Source organism: Pseudomonas sp. QD4 (genome assembly GCF_049199125.1).
In the GTDB taxonomy this organism is placed as follows: Bacteria; Pseudomonadota; Gammaproteobacteria; order Pseudomonadales; family Pseudomonadaceae; genus Aquipseudomonas.
Genome location: NZ_JBLZOM010000002.1, coordinates 1217289 through 1239543, shown reverse-complemented (window position 1 = coordinate 1239543; position 22255 = coordinate 1217289). Strand labels below are relative to the sequence as shown.

The 22255-nt window shown below is 62.4% G+C and carries 17 protein-coding genes, 1 tRNA gene and 1 pseudogene; 15 read left to right on the top strand and 4 right to left on the bottom strand.

Features of this window, described 5'->3' with window-relative positions:
* Nucleotides 1-73 precede the first annotated feature (73 nt).
* The 5 genes from rbfA to ACOZJV_RS16630 all read left to right on the top strand — a co-directional run bounded on the left by rbfA (nucleotide 74) and on the right by ACOZJV_RS16630 (nucleotide 4295).
* Nucleotides 74-475, top strand: a complete 402-nt coding sequence (gene rbfA, locus ACOZJV_RS16650; protein WP_078469788.1) for a 30S ribosome-binding factor RbfA — start codon at nucleotides 74-76, stop codon at nucleotides 473-475.
* A gap of 3 nt (nucleotides 476-478) precedes the next feature.
* The gene (gene truB, locus ACOZJV_RS16645) at nucleotides 479-1396 is read left to right on the top strand and encodes a tRNA pseudouridine(55) synthase TruB (protein ID WP_020299908.1); all 918 of its coding nucleotides are present in this window, start codon (nucleotides 479-481) and stop codon (nucleotides 1394-1396) included.
* A 116-nt stretch (nucleotides 1397-1512) separates the two neighbouring features.
* On the top strand, nucleotides 1513-1782 hold the full coding sequence (gene rpsO, locus ACOZJV_RS16640) for a 30S ribosomal protein S15 (protein ID WP_020299907.1): 270 nt from the start codon (nucleotides 1513-1515) through the stop codon (nucleotides 1780-1782).
* A 196-nt stretch (nucleotides 1783-1978) separates the two neighbouring features.
* Entirely contained in the window at nucleotides 1979-4084 is a 2106-nt protein-coding gene (gene pnp / locus ACOZJV_RS16635) for a polyribonucleotide nucleotidyltransferase (protein ID WP_020299906.1), read from the top strand.
* A gap of 135 nt (nucleotides 4085-4219) precedes the next feature.
* Nucleotides 4220-4295: transfer RNA gene (locus tag ACOZJV_RS16630), tRNA-Thr, on the top strand.
* 9 nt (nucleotides 4296-4304) lie between these two features.
* On the opposite strand, the gene ACOZJV_RS16625 is transcribed toward ACOZJV_RS16630, so the two are convergent.
* Entirely contained in the window at nucleotides 4305-4850 is a 546-nt protein-coding gene (locus ACOZJV_RS16625) for a hypothetical protein (RefSeq protein ID WP_421548059.1), read from the bottom strand.
* Nucleotides 4851-5165: 315 nt separating this feature from the next.
* On the opposite strand from ACOZJV_RS16625, the gene ACOZJV_RS16620 reads away from it, so the two are divergent.
* On the top strand, nucleotides 5166-5471 hold the full coding sequence (locus ACOZJV_RS16620; protein WP_201129424.1) for a DUF6388 family protein: 306 nt from the start codon (nucleotides 5166-5168) through the stop codon (nucleotides 5469-5471).
* A 63-nt stretch (nucleotides 5472-5534) separates the two neighbouring features.
* Here ACOZJV_RS16620 and nadC read toward each other — a convergent pair whose 3' ends face one another.
* Nucleotides 5535-6383 carry a carboxylating nicotinate-nucleotide diphosphorylase gene (gene nadC / locus ACOZJV_RS16615; protein ID WP_078469790.1) on the bottom strand — a complete coding sequence of 283 codons (849 nt, stop codon included), beginning with the start codon at nucleotides 6381-6383 and terminating at the stop codon, nucleotides 5535-5537.
* A 352-nt stretch (nucleotides 6384-6735) separates the two neighbouring features.
* Between nadC and ACOZJV_RS16610 the strand changes: the two genes are divergently transcribed.
* From ACOZJV_RS16610 to ACOZJV_RS16590, 5 genes and pseudogenes are all read left to right on the top strand, one after another.
* Nucleotides 6736-8955, top strand: coding sequence for a DUF1631 domain-containing protein (locus ACOZJV_RS16610; protein ID WP_421548058.1), 2220 nt, complete (start codon nucleotides 6736-6738; stop codon nucleotides 8953-8955).
* A 63-nt stretch (nucleotides 8956-9018) separates the two neighbouring features.
* Nucleotides 9019-9579, top strand: a complete 561-nt coding sequence (gene ampD, locus ACOZJV_RS16605) for a 1,6-anhydro-N-acetylmuramyl-L-alanine amidase AmpD (RefSeq protein ID WP_078469792.1) — start codon at nucleotides 9019-9021, stop codon at nucleotides 9577-9579.
* On the top strand, nucleotides 9576-10412 hold the full coding sequence (ampE, locus tag ACOZJV_RS16600) for a regulatory signaling modulator protein AmpE (protein WP_201129427.1): 837 nt from the start codon (nucleotides 9576-9578) through the stop codon (nucleotides 10410-10412). The genes ampD and ampE overlap by 4 nt, the downstream gene beginning before the upstream one ends.
* A gap of 251 nt (nucleotides 10413-10663) precedes the next feature.
* A pseudogene (locus ACOZJV_RS16595) lies at nucleotides 10664-11755 on the top strand (methyl-accepting chemotaxis protein); the annotation flags it as partial.
* A complete protein-coding gene (locus ACOZJV_RS16590; RefSeq protein WP_371106557.1) occupies nucleotides 11732-12661 on the top strand; it encodes a methyl-accepting chemotaxis protein in 930 nt (309 codons plus the stop codon). The pseudogene ACOZJV_RS16595 and the gene ACOZJV_RS16590, both read left to right, overlap by 24 nt.
* A 21-nt stretch (nucleotides 12662-12682) precedes the next feature.
* Here ACOZJV_RS16590 and ACOZJV_RS16585 read toward each other — a convergent pair whose 3' ends face one another.
* Both ACOZJV_RS16585 and cra read right to left on the bottom strand, forming a co-directional pair.
* Nucleotides 12683-13468, bottom strand: coding sequence for a TatD family hydrolase (locus ACOZJV_RS16585; RefSeq protein WP_421548057.1), 786 nt, complete (start codon nucleotides 13466-13468; stop codon nucleotides 12683-12685).
* A 2-nt stretch (nucleotides 13469-13470) separates the two neighbouring features.
* Nucleotides 13471-14466: a catabolite repressor/activator gene (gene cra, locus ACOZJV_RS16580; protein ID WP_078469796.1), complete on the bottom strand. Its 996-nt coding sequence runs from the start codon at nucleotides 14464-14466 to the stop codon at nucleotides 13471-13473.
* Between the two features lie 301 nt (nucleotides 14467-14767).
* On the opposite strand from cra, the gene ptsP reads away from it, so the two are divergent.
* From ptsP to ACOZJV_RS16560, 4 genes are all read left to right on the top strand, one after another.
* Nucleotides 14768-17629: a phosphoenolpyruvate--protein phosphotransferase gene (ptsP, locus tag ACOZJV_RS16575; RefSeq protein ID WP_421548056.1), complete on the top strand. Its 2862-nt coding sequence runs from the start codon at nucleotides 14768-14770 to the stop codon at nucleotides 17627-17629.
* The gene (gene pfkB, locus ACOZJV_RS16570; protein ID WP_421548055.1) at nucleotides 17629-18570 is read left to right on the top strand and encodes a 1-phosphofructokinase; all 942 of its coding nucleotides are present in this window, start codon (nucleotides 17629-17631) and stop codon (nucleotides 18568-18570) included. Before ptsP ends, pfkB begins: the two co-directional genes overlap by 1 nt.
* An 11-nt stretch (nucleotides 18571-18581) precedes the next feature.
* Nucleotides 18582-20333: a PTS fructose-like transporter subunit IIB gene (locus ACOZJV_RS16565; RefSeq protein ID WP_421548054.1), complete on the top strand. Its 1752-nt coding sequence runs from the start codon at nucleotides 18582-18584 to the stop codon at nucleotides 20331-20333.
* A gap of 1397 nt (nucleotides 20334-21730) precedes the next feature.
* On the top strand, nucleotides 21731-22111 hold the full coding sequence (locus ACOZJV_RS16560; protein ID WP_078469800.1) for a DUF6124 family protein: 381 nt from the start codon (nucleotides 21731-21733) through the stop codon (nucleotides 22109-22111).
* Nucleotides 22112-22255 lie beyond the last annotated feature (144 nt).

Below are 22255 nucleotides of genomic sequence, written 5' to 3'. Positions count from 1 at the left end.
TTCTGTCAGGCCGGGCGTTTGCCGCTTTCAGACCATGCGGGTTTCACCGCAGGGCAGTAACAGGTAACAAGACATGGCAAAAGAATATAGCCGTACCCAACGTATCGGCGATCAGATGCAGCGTGAGCTGGCACAGCTAATCCGTCGTGAAGTGAAAGACCCGCGCGTCGGTCTGGTGACCATCACCGCCGTGGAAGTCAGCCGTGACGTCGGTCACGCCAAGATTTTCATCACCGTGATGGGCCAGGACAGCGCTGAAGACATCGCTCAAAGCATCAAGGTGCTGAACTCGGCGGCAGGCTTCCTGCGGATGCAGTTGGCCCGTGAGATGAAGTTGCGCAGCGTTCCGCAGTTGCACTTCCACTACGACGAAAGCGTCGTGCGTGGTGCCCACCTGTCGGCCCTGATCGAACGTGCCGTGGCTGAGGACAATCAGCACCCGGTTGCGGCAGAACCCGAAGACACCAAGGAGTAATCGGTGGCTCAGGTCAAACGTATCCGTCGTAACGTCAGCGGCATCATCCTGCTCGACAAGCCGTTGGGGTTCACCTCCAACGCTGCCTTGCAGAAGGTGCGCTGGCTGCTGAATGCTGAAAAGGCCGGGCATACCGGTAGCCTCGACCCGCTGGCCACTGGCGTATTGCCGCTGTGCTTCGGTGAGGCGACCAAGTTCTCCCAGTACCTGCTCGACTCCGACAAGAGTTACGAAACCCTGGCGCAACTGGGCAAGACCACGACTACGGCGGACGCCGAGGGCGAGGTTTTGCAGGAGCGCCCGGTGACCGTTGGTCGCACCGATGTCGAAGCGGCGTTGCCGAGATTTCGCGGGCAAATCAGTCAGATACCGCCGATGTACTCGGCACTCAAACGTGATGGCCAGCCGCTGTACAAGCTGGCTCGTGCAGGCGAAGTAGTGGAGCGCGAAGCGCGTTCTGTTACTATTGCGCGCTTGGAATTACTGGCCTTCGAAAGCGATACTGCGCGGCTTGCGGTGGATTGCAGCAAAGGCACCTATATCCGCACCCTGGTGGAGGATATTGGTGAAGAGCTCGGCTGTGGCGCTTACGTTGCTGAACTGCGACGTACCCAGGCCGGACCTTTCACCCTGGCGCAGACGGTCACGCTGGAAGAGTTGGAAGCGGTACATGCCGAAGGCGGCAACGAAGCGGTCGACCGCTTCCTGATGCCATCGGACAGCGGCCTGCTGGATTGGCCGCTGTTGCAGTTCTCGGAGCACAGCTCGTTCTACTGGCTCAACGGCCAGCCGGTACGAGCCCCGGATGCCCCGAAGTTCGGCATGGTACGGGTACAGGATCACAACGGTCGTTTCATCGGTATCGGTGAAGTGAGCGAAGACGGGCGCATCGCGCCGCGTCGATTGATTCGGTCAGAATGACCGGACGAGGGTGGCTGTTAATAGGCATGGTCACTTCTCATTTTAAAATACGAGGGTTTGCCCTCGGCCTATTGAAGCGGTTCTCGCGAATCGTTTCCTGATAAAAGGATTGCCTCATGGCTCTCGACGTTCAAGAAAAAGCTCAAATCGTAGCTGACTACCAGCAAGCTGTTGGTGACACTGGTTCGCCAGAAGTGCAAGTTGCACTGCTGACCCACAACATCAACAAACTGCAAGGTCACTTCAAGGCCAACGGTAAAGATCACCACTCCCGTCGTGGTCTGATCCGCATGGTAAACCAGCGCCGTAAGCTGCTGGACTACCTGAAAGGCAAGGACGTGAGCCGTTACAGCTCGCTGATCGCTCGCCTGGGTCTGCGTCGCTAATAAGCGATTGCGCTAGAGGTTGGTTGTTTGCTGTGCGTCAGCGGGTTTCCCGCTGGCGCATGGCAGGCTCCCAGCCTCAAGTTTTATCTGGACAATAGTTTTACCTGGACAATGACAGCTGGGCCGATTCCCGGCGTTGCCCAAGAATTTCGCAAGAAGACAAGTTCCCCAAGAGCCACAAAGAAGGTAGGACACCGTGAACCCGGTAATCAAAAAATTCCAGTTCGGTCAGTCGACCGTTACCCTCGAGACTGGCCGTATCGCCCGTCAGGCCTCCGGCGCAGTATTGGTCACCGTTGACGACGACGTCAGCGTATTGGTGACCGTAGTCGGTGCCAAGCAAGCCGATCCAGGCAAGGGCTTTTTCCCTCTGTCCGTTCACTACCAGGAAAAGACTTACGCTGCCGGTAAGATCCCTGGCGGTTTCTTCAAGCGTGAAGGCCGTCCTTCCGAGAAAGAAACCCTGACCTCGCGTCTGATCGACCGTCCGATCCGCCCTCTGTTCCCAGAAGGCTTCATGAACGAAGTGCAGGTTGTCTGCACCGTGCTGTCCACCAGCAAGAAAACCGATCCGGACGTCGCTGCGATGATCGGTACCTCGGCTGCGCTGGCGATCTCCGGTATTCCATTCGACGGCCCGATCGGCGCCGCTCGCGTTGCTTTCCATGAAAGCACCGGCTACCTGCTGAACCCGACTTACGAGCAACTGAAAGCATCGAGCCTGGACATGGTCGTTGCCGGTACTTCGGAAGCCGTGTTGATGGTTGAGTCGGAAGCCAAAGAGCTGACCGAAGACCAGATGCTGGGCGCCGTACTGTTCGCCCACGACGAGTTCCAGGTGGTGATCAACGCCGTCAAGGAACTGGCCGCCGAAGCCGCCAAGCCAACCTGGACCTGGGCTCCACAGCCAGAAGCCACCGCACTGCTGGGCGCTATCCGCTCCGAGTTCGGCGAAGCCATCTCCCAGGCTTACACCATCACCATCAAGGCTGACCGCTATGCGCGCCTGGGTGAGCTGAAAGACCAGGTCGTCGCCAAGCTGTCCGGTGAAGAAGGCCAGCCGACTTCCAGCGAAGTCAAAGCTGCCTTCGGCGAAATCGAATACCGCACCGTTCGCGAAAACATCGTCAACGGCAAGCCACGTATCGACGGCCGCGACACCAAGACCGTACGTCCGCTGAACATCGAAGTCGGCGTTCTGCCAAAGACCCACGGTTCGGCTTTGTTCACCCGTGGTGAAACCCAGGCTCTAGTGGTTGCAACTCTGGGCACCGCCCGTGATGCACAGCTGCTGGACACCCTGGAAGGCGAGAAAAAAGACCCGTTCATGCTGCACTACAACTTCCCACCGTTCTCGGTAGGTGAGTGTGGTCGCATGGGTGGCGCTGGTCGCCGCGAAATCGGTCACGGTCGTCTGGCTCGTCGTTCGGTTCAGGCCATGCTGCCTGCTGCCGACGTGTTCCCGTACACCATCCGCGTGGTATCGGAAATCACCGAGTCCAACGGTTCCAGCTCCATGGCTTCGGTCTGCGGCGCTTCCCTGGCCCTGATGGACGCTGGTGTGCCGATGAAGGCACCGGTTGCCGGTATCGCCATGGGTCTGGTTAAAGAAGGCGAGAAGTTCGCCATCCTGACCGACATCCTGGGTGACGAAGACCACCTGGGCGACATGGACTTCAAAGTAGCCGGTACCGCCAAAGGTGTGACCGCGCTGCAGATGGACATCAAGATCAAAGGCATCACCGAAGAAATCATGGAGATCGCCCTGGGCCAAGCCCTGGACGCGCGCCTGAACATCCTCGGCCAGATGAACCAGATCATTGGTCAGTCGCGTAACGAGCTGTCGGAAAACGCTCCGACCATGATCGCGATGAAAATCGACACCGACAAAATCCGTGATGTCATCGGTAAAGGCGGCGCGACCATCCGTGCGATCTGCGAAGAGACCAAGGCTTCGATCGATATCGAAGACGACGGCTCGATCAAGATCTTCGGCGAAACCAAGGAAGCCGCAGAAGCCGCGCGTCAGCGCGTTCTGGGCATCACCGCGGAAGCCGAGATCGGCAAGATCTACGTCGGCAAGGTTGAGCGCATCGTCGACTTCGGCGCATTCGTCAACATCCTGCCTGGCAAGGACGGTCTGGTTCACATCTCGATGCTGAGCGACGCTCGCGTAGAGAAAGTGACCGACATCCTGAAAGAAGGCCAGGAAGTGGAAGTACTGGTACTGGACGTGGACAACCGCGGCCGTATCAAGCTGTCCATCAAAGACGTGGCAGCGGCCAAGGCTTCGGGCGTTTAATCGCACCCACGCCTGACGCTTCAGCGTTGTGAAAATGCCCCGCAGTGAAAGCTGCGGGGCATTTTTTTGTCCGCCCGTTACCGAGACGGTGACGACGGTGGACGCGGATCAAAGCTGTGCTAGGTTTAGCTCACTGCCCGTGTAGCTCAGTCGGTAGAGCAGCGCACTCGTAACGCGAAGGTCGCAGGTTCGATTCCTGTCTCGGGCACCAGCGCCCCCATCACTTCACTTTTCTGCTCAACTCTTCGACCGTTCGCTTGAGCTGGTCCAGGGCGCGGTCCTGGTCGCTGACTTCACGCTTGAGGCTGGACAAGTCGCTGGCGCTCGAACTGGAGCCAGCGCTGCGCTTGAGATCGTCCAGTTGTTTGCCGAGGTTCTTCAGGTCGCTTTCCTGCTCACGAACGGTGCGCTTGAGGTCGGACAGTTCACTGGCGTTCGAACTGGAACTCGAGCCGTTGTTGCGCTTGAGCTCTTCGATAAGGCGCGCCTGGTCCTTGATGGTTTTCTTCAGGGTTTCGATTTCAACCGAGTTGCTCTTGACCGTGCTCTGCAGCTTTTCCATCCCATCAATACTGAAGTCGCTTCGGACCACGACGTCCTTGCCGAACGAGTTGTGCACGGCAGCCAGTTTGTCCGAATACGAAGGGTGGTCAGAACTGAGTTCAAACCCTGCCTGAGCCGCGTTGGGCAGCACCATACTGCCAAGCAGCAGGGCAGCCATACCGGTTGCAAACAGGGTGGCCGGGAGCTTCGAAAAGTTGTGCATCACCTGAATTCCTTGTGAGGTGCCTAGATGGCACATCGCTATGACTTTGTGCTGTGGAACTTGTTCCTGGGCGTCTGCACAAATGGTCGACACCTGATGGCGTCGGCTTATTTGTAGATTTGATGTAACGACTCGTATAAATCGTCAGCCAAAGGTCCTATATTCGGACTTTGCACGAACACCCCGTAGCAGTTTTCAGATGATCCCCGAATGGTTCTGAAGGCCAGACAAACCGGGCTTGTCACGGTTTTTTGCGTCAGAGAGATCCTTGATGATCCAGATCCATCTTCCATTCCCCAGATCAACGAGAACGACATGACCGCTAAAGCATTGACCCAAGAAGCCAGACACGAAGAAGCACTCAAGCAGTACCTGCTGGACTCGCCGCAGTTGGCGGAAGAGATCAAGGACCTGAGTGCCGACGATCAGAAGGACCAGATCCAATGGGCGTTTGAGGATGAGGCAGAAGCCCAGGGCTTGCAGCCGTGGGAACTGACGCTGAAGTACACCTCGACCCCGGAAGAGTTCGAGGCGGCGCGCCTGGTTCTGCACAAGGAGGCGGCAGAGGTATTGGGCGTGGATTGGGAAGAGTACTGCGAGATGAACAATCTGGTGGTTTAAAAGCAGCTACAAGCTGCAAGCCAAAGCAGATCAGCTTGCGGCTTGCAGCTTGTGCCTTGTCACTTAGATGCTGAGCCGCATCGACAGATCCACCGCTTTCACATCCTTGGTCATGGCACCAATCGAAATGTAATCCACACCCGTCTCGGCGATGGTGCGCAAGGTGCTTTCGTTGATCCCGCCGCTGGCTTCGAGCTTGGCCTTGCCGGCATTCAGACGCACCGCTTCGCGCATGTCATCCAGGCTCAACTCGTCGAGCATGATGATGTCCGCCCCGGCTGCCAGGGCTTCCTGCAGCTCTGCCAGGCTTTCCACTTCGATTTCGACCGGCTTGCCCGGGGCGATCTTGTGGGCGGCCTTGATGGCTTCAGGGATGCCCCCGCAGGCGGCGATATGGTTTTCCTTGATCAGGAAGGCGTCGTACAGGCCAATGCGGTGGTTATGGCAGCTGCCGCAGGTCACTGCGTACTTTTGTGCCAGGCGCAGCCCTGGAAGCGTTTTACGCGTATCCAGCAGCTTGACCTGGGTGTCGGCGACGAAGTCGGCATAGTACTGCGCGCGGGTGGCGACGCCGGACAACAGTTGCAGGAAGTTCAGCGCGCAGCGCTCGCCGCTGAGCAGGGAGCGAGCCGGGCCTTCGAGGTGGAACAGCGCCTGGTTGGGGCTGACCCGATCGCCATCGCGAACCTGCCAATGCACGGCAACCCGCGGATCCAACTGCCGGAACACCGCATCGACCCAGGCCGTGCCGCTGATGACCGCCGCCTCACGGGTAATGATGGTGGCTTTGGCCAGGCGCTCGGCCGGGATCAGTTGCGCGGTGATGTCGCCGCTGCCGATGTCTTCGAGCAACGCACGGCGCACGTTGGCTTCGATTTCGGCGGTCAAATCGGCGAGACGTAGATTCGGCATAACGGGCTCCACTAACAAAGTGGGGCCGATTATAGGGCCATGCCGTGAGTGAACCCAAGGCGCGCGCACGGCACTTATCGCGTGTGTCGTCGCCTTTTGTCGCATCAATCGAGTCATTTACCTTTATTGACGGTCATAAATTGCGGGCTATTTCAAAGGATCAGCAGAGTCTGCTGGCACTCGGAACGCTTTTTGCCAGATAATCCGCCTTGTAATTGGCGTCATGGCTTTGACGTCCTCTTGTTTCCCCTGAAAATCCCCATGCAGTGAGTGCCTGCAGGTACTCGACTGTGAGCGGTCGGCGCCCGCCATTTTCACCTTGAAGCACAGCGACACCTTTCTGGAGGCTTGGATGCACAACGACGGGAATGTAGTGCCTTTGCACAAGGCGGCTACCGATCAGGCGACCGCGTCGCCGCTCGCCCGCCTGCCTGTGATTCTGCTCCAGGTGCGTGACAAGGCCGCACAGCAGCTGCGCCATGGCTTGCAGGAGTTGTTCGATAACGCGGACGACACGCTGTTTGAAATGGCCGACAGGGCGCAAAACAATGTCGACCAGAACACCTTCTTCGAGGCCATGCGCGACCTGCGCCTCAAGCGCAAAAGCATCGAACGCGGCTTTCTCGAAATGTTCTTCGAGGCCTTTGTCGGCCTTGTGCAGTACGACCCGACTGCGGCGGCACACCAGGCGGTGAGCTACGACCCCGCAGCGCAGTCGAGCCGTGACGATCTGGAGCGGACCGTGGCCGTCGACGCCATGGTGGCCAAGGTGCTCAATCGCGATGGCCTGGCGTTGGGCCAGTTGCATGCACGCCTGGCTGCGCTGCTTGGCAAACGCCTGGATCAACGCAGCAATCCCCTGGGGCCGACTCTGCTCTGCGAGTACTTTATGCAGGCGGGGCGCAACCTGGGGGTGGAGATCAAGGTCAAGCTGATCATCCTCAAGCTGTTCGAGCGTTACGTGCTCAGCGAAGTCCACCAGCTGTACGCCGAAGCCAACCAGCTGTTGATTGCCACCGGCGTCCTGCCTGAGCTGATGCCCGCGCCGGCCCGTCGCAGCACCGATCGCACCGCCCCCGACACCCATGCCAGTGCCAGCGAGGCCGCAGTCAAATCGGGCGGGCCGCAGATCGACGACAGTGTCCAGGAAGTGTTTGCCGCCTTGCAGGAGCTGTTATTCCACGTGCGTGGCAGCGTTGCCCCGACCCTCGAGGCCAGCGCCGAAACCCAGCCAATCTCGACCCGCGACTTGCTGCGCCTGCTTTCGCACCTGCAGCAATATGTGCCGGCCGGCGCCCAGGATGACTTCGACCTGCGCAATCAGCTTGAGCAATTGCTCACTCGGGTCAGCGTCAAGAGTGGTAAATCCCGGGTGGTCGGGGTGGCCGATGAGGATGTGATCAACCTGATCGCCATGCTTTTCGAATTCATTCTCGACGACCGCACCGTGCCGGACTCGCTCAAGGCATTGATCGGCCGCCTGCAGATCCCGATGCTCAAGGTCGCGGTGCTGGATAAGAGCTTCTTCAGCCGTGGCTCCCACCCGGCCCGGCGCCTGCTCAATGAAATTGCTGCGGCCGCCCTGGGCTGGGGCGCCTGCGACGATCACCAGCGCGACAGCCTGTACCTGCGGATCGAGCAGGTGGTGCAACGGCTGCTGAATGATTTTGTCGATGATCCGGCGATTTTCTCCGAGTTGCTCGCGGACTTCCTGGCCTTTACCGCCGATGAGCGGCGCCGCAGCGAACTGCTCGAACAGCGCACCCGCGATGCCGAAGAAGGGCGGGCCAAGGCCGAGCTGGCGCGTCGGCGCGTTGAGCAGGTGCTGAACCACGGCTTGCTGGGCAAGGTATTGCCCCAGGTGGTGGTGGAGTTTGTGCAGCAGGCCTGGAGCAAGGTGCTGTTGCTGACCTGCCTCAAGCACGGCGAGCAGTCGTCCGAGTGGCAAGCCGCCGTGCAGACCATGGAAGAGCTGGTGTGGAGCGTTGAGCGCCACGATGAGCCCGATGCCGCCCTGCAACTGCTGAACCTGGTGCCGGGGTTGCTCAAGGGGCTGCGAGACGGACTGAGCAGCGCCGCATTCGATCCTTTCGCTACCAGTGAGTTTTTCAGCCAGCTGGAAGTCTTGCACCTTCAGGTTTTCGAGCGCCTGACCCCAAACCCCGAGCCCCGGGTTGTCGCCCTCGAAACCCAGGCACCAGCGATGGTTGCGGTGGAGCAGGAAATAGTCCTGGCGTCGGCCGAAGAGGGCCCCCTGGAAGCCGCGCCCGTGGCCCTGGCCGCCAACGACGCCAGCCTGCTGCTGGTGGACCAGTTGCGCCTGGGCGCCTGGGTCGAGTTTCAGGAGGACGAGGAAAACACTGTGCGCTGCAAATTGGCGGCCATCGTCCAGCCCGGCGCCAAGTACATCTTCGTCAATCGCACCGGGATGAAGGTCCTGGAACGCACCCGCATGGGCCTGGCCCTGGAGTTTCACCGCGCCGCCGTGCGCACCCTCGACGATACCTTGCTGTTCGACCGGGCCCTGGAATCGGTGATCGACAACCTGCAGCGCCTCAATCGCGGCAAGTGATCGCAACCTGGGCCTGGATCGCGGCATACTGAGCCACCCAAGGCTCTAGTTGAAGGAATCTGTATGCAGTTGGACCCTGCCAGTGGTTGGTGTCACGGCGTGCGCCATTGCCCGTCGCCCAACTTCAATCTGCGCCCTTGCGATGAAATTTCCCTGCTGGTGATTCACAACATCAGCCTGCCTCCAGGGCAGTTTGCTACCGGCAAAGTGCAGGAATTCTTTCAAAACCGTCTGGATGTCACCGAACACCCTTATTTTTCCGGGATCGCCGAGCTGCGGGTGTCTGCGCATTTCCTGATCGAGCGTGATGGCAGCGTGACCCAGTTTGTCTCGTGCCTGGATCGCGCCTGGCATGCCGGAGTGTCCTGTTTCGAGGGGCGCGAGACCTGCAACGACTTTTCCCTGGGCATTGAACTGGAGGGCACCGATGAGTTGCCGTTCACCGATGCCCAGTACCACTCGCTGATTGCCCTGACCCGGCAGTTACAGGCTGTATACAGCGCTATCACCGTGCAGCGGATTTGCGGTCATAGCGATATCGCCCCGGGTCGCAAGACCGACCCGGGACCAGGTTTTGACTGGGCGCGCTATCGCGCAGCCCTGGAAAGGGGGGACGCACAATGAGTTTTCTGGTGTTGCTGCTGGCTGTCTGGGTCGAGAAGTTTTCCGCCCTGCGTCATCGCGTGCAGCGCGACGGTGCCTGGCTCGGGGAACTGGCCCGGTTGCAAGCCAGCCCGCGGTTGGGCAATCGGCCCTGGTTGATCCTCACGTTGCTGGTGCTGTTGCCGGCAATCCTGCTGGGCATGCTGCTGTGGGTACTGGAGCCGGTGGCCTATGGCTTGCTGGCGCTGCCGGTGCATTTGCTGGTGGTGATCTACAGCCTGGGGCGTGGCGATCTGCTGGGGGGGCTCGGACCGTTTCGCGATGCCTGGCGCCGCGAAGACCTGCAGGCCGCGGCCCATGTCGCCCAGCGTGACCTGGGGATCTGCGCCGACAGCGGTGAGCAGTTGCTGGAGCGGGTGCAAGGGCATTTGCTGTGGCAGGCCTATCAAAGCTTCTTCGCGGTGATTTTCTGGTACTTCCTGCTGGGGCCGGTGGCGGCCTTGAGTTATCGGCTGCTGGCCCTGGCCGCCGAGCACGGCACGGCGCCAGCCCTGGTGGAGCGCGCGGGGCAACTGCGGCATGCCTTCGACTGGCTTCCGGTGCGTTTGCTGGCGGCGAGCTTTGCCTTGGTCGGCAACTTTGTCGCGGTCAGCCGGGTGATGCTGCATGAGCTGCTGAACTGGAACATCAGCGCCGCACAGTTGGTGGAAAAGGTCGGCCTGGTGGCCGGCGAAATTCCCGCTCCGGTGGCGGGCGCCGATGGCGTCAATAGCCTGGACCAGCTCTGGGAGTTGCTGCTGCGCGCGGCGCTGCTGTGGTACGCAGGCTTTGCCCTGTGGACCGTGCTGGGCTGATTGACCCGGGTCGGGGCTGCCCGCCAGCCCTGACCCGATCCCCGCCTCAAACCCTTCTCGCATCCCCCAGTACCCGCGCCGGTTTCCCGCGGGCGGTTAACTTTAAGTTACAAACCCTTTCGCCGATTTGAGCTATACAGACGTGACGCTCAATAGTGGCACTCTGACCCTTTTGCGCGGCTGCCCATAACAATAAAAAGCCCGAAGGGAGACTACTTTTGAAGAGTTTGCTCTATCCCGCCGTCGCACTGATGAACCGCCTGAGCTTCGGCATGAAGTTCAGCCTGATCAGCGTGTTGTTCTTCCTGCCGATGCTGGTCACCAACTTCTACCTGGTGCGCGATTCCTATCGAGAGTTCCAGGGCACCCAGGTCGAGCTGCAAAGCCTCGACCTGCTGGGCAGCAGCCTGACCTTGCGGCGCGACCTGGAAACCCTGAACAACCTGGTGCAGATCAACGCCACCCTCGGCCAGTCCGCCAAGGGCGGCGATACCGAGAGCAAGATCAGCGCCCTGGAGCGCACCGTGCTCGAACGCCTGCAAGGCTTGCGTGCGGTGGCGGTCGATCCGGAGCAGATCGGGGTATTCGACGCCAAGCGCGATGAAATGATCGCGGCCTTCAAGGTCCAGCAAAGCGAGAGCTCGCTGCAGAGTAAAAGTGCGTTGATCGGCAAGCTGCTGGGCAGCGCGCAAATCTTCAGCCAGATCATCGCCAGCCAATCGGGTCTGAGCCGGGATGGGCAGAGTGATATCCGCCAATTGAGCGAACTGGTGACCAGCGTCACCCCGCAGATCACCCAGACCCTGGGCGAGGGGCGGGCGATGGGTGCCTACTCCCTGGGCCAGGGCTTTCTCAACTCCTCGGCCAGCACCCGCTTCGACGAGTTGCTGGTGCAGATTGAAAAACTCCAGGCCGAGTACGGCCTCAAGCTGCAAGACGCCCTGGGGTCGAGCAAGGCCGCCCACAGCGCGCTGGACGGCCTGGCCAGCGCCAGTAAAAGCAGCCTGAAACAGGCCAGTGAGCTGTTCGAGGAAAAGGTGGTGATGGCCGACACCCTCGACACGCCGTGGCAGGGCTTTTACGACCAGGTCAGCGGCCTGATGGATCAGACCTACCAGCTCAACGAAGCGACCCTGAAGTTTCTCGGCGTCGAACTGCAACAGCGCCTGGGACAGAACCGCAGCCACATGGTGCTGCTGGTGGCGGCCCTGGCCGGGGTGTTTTTGCTGATTGTCTACCTGTACGGCGGTTTCTACGCCTCGACCCGGACCACCCTCAGGCGCCTGGGGGCGGTGATGGACAAGGTCGCGGCGGGGGACATGACGGTCAGTTTCACCGCCCACAGCCGCGATGAGCTGGGGGAGCTGGGCAAAGTGTTCAACGGCACCGTGGCCAAGATCCATGACCTGATCGAGCTGGTGGGGCAGACCGTGGGCGAAGTCGAGCGCCAGGCCGGGCAAGTCGAGAGCGTGTCGGCGCAAAGCAACCAGGCGGTGGCCGGGCAGCGCAGCCAGATCGAACAGGTGGCCACGGCGATGAACCAGATGTCGGCCACCGCCCAGGAAGTGGCCCGCAGCGCAGCGGCGGCGGTCAGCAGTGCCCACAGCGTCAACGACGAGACCATCAACGGTCGAGGCCTGGTGGAATCGCAGCAGGACAGCATCGCCCTGCTTGCGGGGGAGATCGACCAGTCGGTGCGGGTGATCAACCAGCTGGCCAGTGACAGCCAGTCCATCAGCCGAGTCCTGGAAGTGATCAAGAGCATCGCCGAACAGACCAACCTACTGGCGCTCAATGCCGCCATCGAGGCTGCTCGGGCCGGTGAGCAGGGGCGTGGTTTTGCGGTGGTGGCCGACGAGGTGCGGACCCTGGCCAAGCGCACCCAGCAATCCACCGAGGAAATCGACCAGATGATCGCCAAGTTGCATGGCGGCGTGGGCGCAGCGGTCAAGGCCATGGGCGTCAGCCATGAAATGGCCAGCGGCACCGTGGGGCAATCGGAAAAGGTCCAGCAGGCCCTAGAGAACATTCTTGGCGCGGTGGGCATGATCGTCGACCAGAACCAGCAGATTGCCGCGGCGGTTGAGCAGCAGACCGCCGTGGCCCACGACATCGATCAGAACATCGTCGAGATCAACCGGGCCGGAGAGCGCACCGCCGAGGGCGCGCACCAGACTGAAGACGCCAGCCGCCGGTTGTCGGCGCAGGTGGTGCAGCTAAAGCAGCTGATCAGCGCGTTTCGCGTCTGACGGCCGCTACCGCTGGCCACTTCAGGCGGGTGGCCAGTTGAACAGCTCGCAGGCGTTGGCCGTGCTCGCAGCGGCCAGTTGTTCGGCGCTCAGGCCCATGATCTGCGCCAGGGCGGCGCAAATGGCCGGCAGGTGTTGCGGGCTGTTGCGCTGGCCGGGGTACATGGCCGGCGCCATGTCCGGTGAGTCGGTCTCCAGCACCAGCGCTTCCAGCGGCAAATCGGCCAGCACCTTGTGCATACGCAGGGCCTGGGGCCAGGTCGCGGCGCCGCCGAGGCCCAACTTGAACCCCAGCTTGATGTATTCCCGGGCTTCCTCGCGGCTGCCGGCGAACGCGTGGATGATCCCCGCGCGCTTGAGCTTGAAGCGCTTGAGCGTGGCGATCACCGCGGCATGGCTGCGCCGTACATGGAGCAGGGCCGGGAGCTGGAAGTCGGCCGCCAGTTGCAGTTGCGCCTCGAACAGCTGCTGCTGACGCGGGCGGTCCAGGTGTTCAAGAAAGTAATCCAGGCCGATCTCACCCACCGCACACACCTGCCGATGGCCGGCCAGGCGTGCCAGCCAGTCACCGAGTTGAGTGAGGTCGGCGGGCTGGTGCTGATCGAGGTACACCGGGTGCAGGCCGAAGGCGGCGTACAGCTCGCGGTCGCCTTGCACCAGGTCCCAGATCCGCTGCCAGTTGTCCCGGTACACCCCCAGCAGCACCATGCGCCGCACCCCGAGGGCGCGGCTGTCGGCCAGCAACGCCGTACGGTCGGCGTCGAAGTCTGGGAAGTCGAGGTGGGTGTGGGTGTCGATCAGCTCCACGTTCAGGCCTCGTGAATACGCTGCTTGAAGGTCCGGGGGATGGCGTGCACGCCAGGCTGGTAATGGGCTTGCTCGACGGCGGCCAGGGCCAGTTGCAGGGCCTGGTCGGCAATCAGCTGATGCTGCTGGGCCATGGCATTGACCGGCAGTGGCAGGAAGTCCAGCAACTGGGTGTCGCCGAAGGTCCCCAGGCGCAGTGGCCGCGATTTGAGCGGGAAGTCGTGCAGGGCATCGAACACCCCCTGCAACAGCACATAAGAAGTAGTGACCAGCGCATCCGGCAGATGCCCCAGGCGCTGCAACAGCTCTTGCATCAATTGCCGGCCGCAATCGCGACTGAAGGCCTCGCCATGCTCCACCAGCACCTCGCCGGCGAAGCCCGCCAGCGCCTGCTGGAAGCCCGCGCGACGGTCCTGGCTGATGCTCAGCTCGGGGCGTGCGCCGATCAGCACGATCTGCTTGGGCTGGGGCTGCAACAGGCTGCGGGTCAATTGCAGGCTGGCCTGCTGATCGTCGCTGATCACCGAGCAGAACAGCTCGGGCTGCATCACCCGGTCGATGGCAATGATTGGCAGGCCCTGGGCTTGCAGGGTGCGGTAGCTGTCATCGTCGGCGGGCAGGCAACTGGCGACGAACAGGGCGTCGCAACGCCGTGCGCGAAACAGTTGCAGCAGTTGCCGCTCGCTGTCAGGGGCATCGTCGGAGCTGGCGATCAGCAACTGATAACCACGGGCGCGGGCGCCTTGTTCCAGCAACTTGGCGATCCGCGCGTAACTGGGGTTTTCCAGGTCCGGCAGGATAAACCCGAGGGTGCGCGTGCGTCGGCTACGCAGCCCGGCGGCCTGGGGGTTGGGGGTAAAGCCGTGCTCCTCGACCACCGCGCGCACCCGCTCGACGGTGGCATTGCTGATGCGTTGCTGTTCGGCTTTGCCGTTGATCACGTAACTGGCGGTTGTCACCGACACACCGGCCAGCCTGGCTATATCACTGAGTTTCAACCCGGGATTTCCTTGTTTTTTTGGTGCTTGCCGGACATTTTCGTCAATCCTACCCGATAAGGGCAGGCGACCATTGTCGCAACATGCATTCGACCGGTAGGGCTTCAAGGATGAGAGATTATCGAGTAACGTGCCAAACATTCTAGATTAAACGTTTCAGCAAGCGTATTTTCTAGGCTTGAAGAAACGGCTGGAGGGCCTGCCAAGCACCCTCGGCCGTTTGCGACAGCAAACACGCCTAAGCTTTGATTCATTCAAAACAATACCTAGCGCCGCCCCCCTGCGCTAAATAGGAGAAAGCATGCTCGAGCTCACCATAGAGCAGATATCCATGGGCCAATCGGCTGTGGATAAGTCCGCGGCGCTGCAGCTGCTCGCCGACAAACTGGTTGCCGACGGCCTGGTGGCCGAGGGTTACCTCGCCGGCCTCAACGCGCGCGAGGCCCAGGGCTCGACCTTTCTCGGCCAGGGTATTGCCATCCCCCACGGCACGCCGCAGACCCGCGACCAGGTGTTTGCCACCGGCGTGCGCCTGCTGCAATTCCCCGAGGGCGTGGACTGGGGCGATGGCCAGATCGTCTACCTGGCGATCGGCATTGCCGCCAAATCCGATGAGCACCTGCGCCTGCTGCAACTGCTGACCCGGGCCCTGGGCGAGACCGACCTGGGCCAGGCCCTGCGTCGTGCCAGCTCGGCCGAAGCCCTGCTGAAACTGCTGCAGGGCGCGCCACAAGAGCTCGCGCTGGATGCACAGATGATCGGCCTGGGCGTGGCCGCAGAAGATTTCGAAGAACTGGTATGGCGTGGCGCACGCCTGTTGCGTCAGGCGGACTGCGTGAGCAACGGCTTTGCCGCGGTGTTGCAGCAAGTCGAGGCGCTGCCCCTGGGCGATGGCCTGTGGTGGCTGCACAGCGAGCAGACGGTCAAGCGCCCGGGGCTGGCCTTCGTCACCCCGGACAAACCCATCCGCTACCTCGGCCAACCGCTGAGCGGGCTGTTCTGCCTGGCCAGCCTCGGTGAGGCGCACCAGGCGCTGCTCGAACGCCTGTGTGCGCTGCTGATCGAAGGCCGGGGCCACGAACTGGGGCGCGCCACCAGCAGCCGCGCGGTATTGGAAGTGCTCGGCGGCGAACTGCCGGCCGACTGGCCCAGCGCCCGAATTGCCCTGGCCAACGCCCATGGCCTGCATGCACGCCCGGCCAAGGTCCTGGCGCAACTGGCCAAGAGCTTCGAGGGTGAGATCCGCATCCGCATCCTCGACAGCCAGGGTGCCTCGGTGTCGATGAAAAGCCTGAGCAAGCTGCTCAGCCTCGGTGCCCGGCGCGGCCAGGTCCTGGAACTGATCGCCGAGCCGACCATCGCCGCCGATGCCCTGCCGGCGTTGCTCGCGGCCATTGAGCAGGGCCTGGGCGAAGAGGTCGAGCCACTGCCGGCGGTCAGCGAAACTCCGGCCGCCGCCGAAGAAATCGAAGCGCCCCTCAGCGCCCCGGCTACCGGCAGCCTGATCCAGGCGATTGCTGCCGCCCCGGGGATCGCCATCGGCCCGGCACATATTCAGGTGCAACAGGCCATCGATTACCCGCTGCGCGGCGAGTCCACCGCCACCGAGCGCCAGCGCCTGCAACAGGCACTGGCGCAGGTGCGCGGCGATATCGAAGGGCTGATCCAGCGCAGCCAGGCCAAGGCCATTCGCGAGATTTTCATCACCCACCAGGAGATGCTCGACGACCCGGAACTGACCGATGAAGTCGACACCCGTCTCAAGCAGGGTGAAAGCGCCGAAGCCGCCTGGATGGCCGTGATCGAAGCCGCCGCCCGCCAGCAGGAGTCGTTGCAGGACGCTTTGCTCGCCGAGCGCGCTGCCGATCTGCGGGACATTGGCCGCCGCGTGCTGGCCCAGCTGTGCGGCATCGAGACCCCGGCCGAGCCGGAGCAACCCTACATTCTGGTGATGGACGAAGTCGGACCGTCGGACGTGGCGCGCCTCGACCCGGCGCGGGTGGCCGGGATTCTCACGGCCCGGGGCGGTGCCACCGCCCACAGCGCCATCGTTGCCCGGGCCCTGGGCATTCCGGCCCTGGTCGGGGCGGGCGCGTCGGTGTTGCTGATCAAGCCCGGCACGCCGCTGCTGCTCGACGGCCAACGCGGGCGGCTGCATGTGGATGCCGACAGCAGCACCCTGCAACGGGCCGGCGAAGAGCGCGACAGCCGCGAGCAACGGCTCAAGGCCGCCGCCGAGCAACGCCATCAACTGGCCCACACCATCGACGGCCATCACGTTGAGGTGTTCGCCAATATCGGTGAAAGCGCCGGCGTCACCAGCGCCGTGGAAAACGGCGCCGAAGGCATCGGCCTGCTGCGCACCGAACTGATTTTCATGGCCCACCCGCAAGCGCCGGATGAAGCCACCCAGGAAGCCGAATACCGCCGCGTCCTCGACGGCCTGGCCGGGCGCCCGCTGGTGGTGCGGACCCTGGACGTGGGCGGCGACAAACCGCTGCCTTACTGGCCGATCGCCAAGGAAGAAAACCCCTTCCTCGGCGTGCGCGGCATCCGCCTGACCCTGCAACGCCCGCAAATCATGGAAGCCCAGCTGCGCGCCCTGCTGCGCTCAGCCGACAACCGCCCGCTGCGGATCATGTTCCCCATGGTCGGCAGCGTCGACGAATGGCGCCAGGCCCGGGACATGACCGAGCGCCTGCGCCTGGAAATTCCGGTCGCCGACCTGCAACTGGGGATCATGATCGAAGTGCCCTCCGCCGCCTTGCTGGCACCGGTCCTGGCCAAGGAAGTGGACTTCTTCAGCGTCGGCACCAACGACCTGACCCAGTACACCCTGGCCATCGACCGTGGCCATCCGACCCTGTCGGCCCAGGCCGATGGCCTGCACCCGGCGGTGCTGCAACTGATCGACATCACCGTGCGCGCCGCCCATGCCCATGGCAAATGGGTTGGGGTCTGCGGCGAACTGGCGGCCGATCCGCTGGCGGTGCCGGTGCTGGTCGGGCTCGGGGTGGATGAACTCAGCGTCTCCGGGCGCAGCATTGCTGAGGTCAAGGCGCGCATTCGCGAGTTGAGCCTGAGCCGGGTCCAGGTCCTGGCGCAGGAGGCCCTGGCCGTCGGTAGCGCGGATGACGTGCGCGCCCTCGTGGAGGCCCTGTAATGGCCAAGATCCTGACCCTGACCCTGAACCCGGCGCTGGACCTCACCGTGCAACTGGCGCGTCTGGAACCGGGGGCCGTCAACCGCAGCCAGGCCATGTACACCCATGCCGCCGGCAAGGGCGTGAACGTCGCCCAGGTGCTGGCGGACCTTGGTCACCAACTGACCGTCAGCGGCTTTCTCGGCGCCGACAACCCGCAAGCCTTCGAAGCACTGTTTGTCCAGCGGGGATTTGTCGACGCCTTTATCCGCGTGCCGGGGCAGACCCGCAGCAACATCAAGCTGGCCGAAAGTGACGGCCGTGTGACCGACGTCAACGGCCCGGGACCGGAGGTCGACGAGGCGGCGCAACACGCGTTGCTGGAGCGCCTGGAACAGATCGCCCCGGGCCATGACGCGGTGGTCGTTGCCGGCAGCCTGCCCCGTGGCGTCAGCCCGCAGTGGTTGCAGGCGCTGCTGGTACGGCTCAAGGACCTGGGCTTGAAAGTCGCCCTGGACACCAGCGGCGACGCCCTGCGCGCCGGCCTGGCGGCAGGCCCCTGGTTGATCAAGCCGAACACTGAAGAATTGACCGAGGCCCTGCTCAGCCCGGTGTTGTCGGTGGCTGAACAGGCGGCTGCAGCCCAGCGCCTGCATGCCCAGGGCGTGGAGCATGTGGTGATCTCCCACGGCGCCGACGGGGTCAATTGGTTCAGCTCGGCCCCGGCGTTGCAGGCCGTGCCGCCCAAGGTCAGCGTCGCCAGCACTGTGGGCGCCGGCGACTCGCTGCTGGCGGGTGTGCTGCATGGCCTGCTCAGCGGCGATAGCGCCGAACAGACACTGCGCCGCGCCACGGCGATCGCCGCCATGGCGGTCTCGCAAATCGGTTTTGGTATCAGCGATGCGGCGCAACTGGCGCAGCTCGAACAGGGCGTGCGCGTGCGCCCCCTGACAGAACAATAAGAGGGTTGGACATGAAGTTAGCCATTGTTACTGCCTGCCCCAACGGCATGGTCACCAGTGTGCTGTGCGCCCGGCTGCTCGACGCTGCGGCGCAGCGCCAGGGCTGGAGCACCAGCGTCGAAGTGCACGACGAGGCGCACCCGGAACGCCAACTCTCGGCGGCCACCCTGGAAGCGGCCGAGTGGGTGTTGGTGGTCAGCACCGGGCCGCTGGATATGGCGCGTTTTGTCGGCAAGCGGGTTTACCGCAGCACACCGTCCCAGGCCTTGCAGGATGTGGACGCGGTGCTGCGCCGTGGCGCCGCAGAGGCCCAGCTGTACAGCGAGGCCGCGGCCAGCGTTGAGCCGGTTGCGACAGTGGCCGCCAGCGCGCCGCGCATCGTTGCGGTCACCGCCTGCCCGACCGGGGTCGCCCACACCTTTATGGCCGCCGAAGCCTTGCAACAGGCGGCCAAACGCCTGGGTTACGAGTTGCAGGTCGAAACCCAAGGTTCGGTCGGCGCCCGTACTCCATTGAGCGCGGAGGCTATTGCCCAGGCCGACGTGGTGCTGTTGGCGGCGGATATCGAAGTTGCCACCGAACGCTTTGCCGGCAAGAAAATCTACCGCTGCGGCACCGGCATTGCCCTCAAGCAAGCGGAGGCCACGCTGCACAAGGCCTTGGCCGAAGGCCAGGTGGAATCGGCCGCAGGCGGTGCCCAGGCGCCGGCTCGGCAAGAGAAGACCGGGGTCTACAAGCACCTGCTGACCGGGGTCTCGTTCATGCTGCCGATGGTGGTGGCGGGCGGCTTGATGATCGCCCTGTCCTTTGTCTTCGGCATTACCGCGTTCAAGGAGCCGGGCACCCTGGCGGCGGCCTTGATGCAGATCGGCGGCGAGACCGCCTTCAAACTGATGGTGCCGCTGCTGGCGGGTTACATCGCCTACTCGATTGCCGACCGTCCGGGCCTGGCGCCGGGGATGATCGGCGGCTTGCTGGCCAGTACCCTTGGCGCAGGTTTTATCGGCGGCATCGTCGCCGGTTTCCTCGCCGGCTATGCGGCCAAGGCTCTCAGCCAATATGTGCGTCTGCCCCAGAGCCTGGAAGCGCTGAAGCCGATCCTGATCATCCCGTTGTTCGCCAGCCTGTTTACCGGCCTGGTGATGATTTACGTGGTGGGCAAGCCGGTGGCGGGCATGCTCTCGGCCCTGACCCAGTTCCTCGACAGCATGGGCACCACCAACGCCATCCTGCTGGGCGTGGTGCTGGGGGCGATGATGTGCGTCGACCTTGGCGGGCCGATCAACAAGGCGGCCTACGCTTTTTCGGTGGGGCTGCTGGCGTCTCAGAGTTATGCGCCGATGGCGGCGGCGATGGCCGCGGGCATGGTGCCGCCGATTGGCCTGGGGATCGCGACCTTTATTGCGCGGCGCAAGTTTGCGCAAAGCGAGCGTGAGGCGGGCAAGGCGGCGTTTGTGCTGGGGTTGTGCTTTATCTCCGAGGGGGCGATTCCGTTTGCGGCCAAGGACCCGTTGCGGGTGATTCCGGCGAGTATTGCCGGGGGCGCGTTGACCGGGGCGTTGTCGATGTATTTTGGCTGCAAGCTGATGGCGCCCCATGGGGGGTTGTTTGTGATGCTGATTCCGAATGCGATTAATCATGCGTTGTTGTATTTGCTGGCGATTGTGGCGGGGAGTTTGGTTACGGCGGTGGTGTATGCGGTGGTGAAGCGGCCCGATGTTGGGGAGTTGGCTTTGGCGCCGGCGGGGGGCGGGGCGGCCTGATAGCCGGCCCCGTTCTTTGGGGGGGGTAGGGGGGCATATCCGTTGCTGCGGTAACGGCGGCTTAGGGTTTCGCCCTTACGGCGAGGTACTTTTGGCAAACGCCCGGAATGCCGGCCCAGCCAAAAGTACCCAAAAGGTCTCGCCCCGAGCGTACGGCCCTCGCTGCGCTCGGGTTCCCTCGTTCCGGCGTCCCTCAGGGGGCATCGCTACTAGCGATGTCCTCGACTGCGTCGAGGGGCGCTACGCGCCAATCCCCTGATGAACACCTCCACTCGGCCTGCCGAAGGGGCGGGTAGATTAAAATCGGGCTGCCGCCAGCTGGCGCTGGGCGGGCATGTCTTCCCGCTACACCGTATAGGTAGCAGGCCATCCCATCGTTCCCTGTAGCTGCTGCCGATAGGCTCGGGCCGCGGCGGGTCGGTTGTGGGGTTTTGTAATGTAAGTGCAGCCTTGGTTAGCGCTAAAAGAAGTGCATTTCTCTTTCTTTTGTAAGGGCTTTCCGAAAGGTTCTCTTTCGCTTGAGGTTGGAGACCTGCTGGCTAGACTCGGGTTGTCACTGCACTTCAGTGATCGGGTCTAGCAGCCCGGGTCAAGTCGCAAGCGGAGCCATCAGCACTGCATTTCATATGCAGCACCTTGTTATGGCGGTTGTACGTGGGGCGCCTTTGGGTGCGCCGGTGTCCTCGGATCGGTCTGCTAGCCGACGTGCAACCGCCTCCCTAACGTATCGCAACGTCAGTTCGTGATGGCTCCATCCCGAGAACTACGAGCGCGCCATTAGTATTGAGCGTTGGCAGATATGCATCGTTGATGTCTGCACGGGAGATGGCCGCTGGAGTGGTGGATTTCTTGTTCGCGGCAATTGTTGTTTCCCTAACTGAGACCCTTCTTTCGTGGCGAAGGCGCTTGCTTCCTCTCGGCCGCTATGCGGCCCAGCGGGAGCAAGTTCCCTCGCCACAGGTAGGGTATTGGGCCGGATAAGAAAGTCGCTTGATAAGTGTCCGATCAGATATTCCACTCCTTCATTTCTGGGGTGTATGACTTTATTTGGCAGGCCTAGCGCAGACTTTTTGAGCGGTTAAAGAAGGGCATTTCTCTTTCTTTTGTAAGGGGTTTCCGAGAGACTCTCTTTCGCTTGCGGCTGGGTACTTAGCTCACTAGGCTCGGTTCGTCACTGAATGTTCAGTGATCGGGTTTAGCAGCTCGATAAGTCTCAGACGTATAAGCGCTATCTCTTCCTTGGCCGGATTTCATTCTGGCCAGCTTGTTATGGCGGCTGTACGTGGGGCACCTTCGGGTGCGCCGGGTTCCTGAGCCCTGGTCTGCTAACCCGCGTCCAGCCGCCACCTTTCGTTTAGCAGCGGTGGGTGAAGGCTCTATTGCTCGGGAGCTACACCATGAAAAAGATCGTCCCCGATCCGCCTGTTACTCGCCCTTTCTCACGCCGAAATCCGGAACATGACCGGGCTAATGAAAGAGTGCGCCATGCCCTGGCCAATACCGGCGTAAACGGCTCGTTGATCTCAACTCTGCTACCCACCGCGGCCGGCCCAGCAGGCCCCGATAACCCCTTCAGCGTGCGCCCCGGTATCAGTGCCGAAGAAGCGTTGATCCATGTGTCCATGTTGCTCAAGTCTGCCGAGGAGGTGTCCGATGAGATCACCGAGCACGCTAGTGGTATCGAGCGTGGGTTGATCTGGTCGTTGGTGCATTCGGTGGAGATGGCGCGCGGTGTGGTGGAGGCGTTGTTGGATGGCAATCGCCGTTCGCCGAGTTGAAGTGAAACTCAGCGCGCAGTGAGCGGTTGTGGTGAGGGTGTTTGCTTTCGCTCGGGCAGCCAGCCTCCCAAATACTCAGTATCCGCAAGCCGGCCAATGCGGTGCGGCAGGTGTTTCCCATTGGCCGGGTTGGTGCCGCTATGC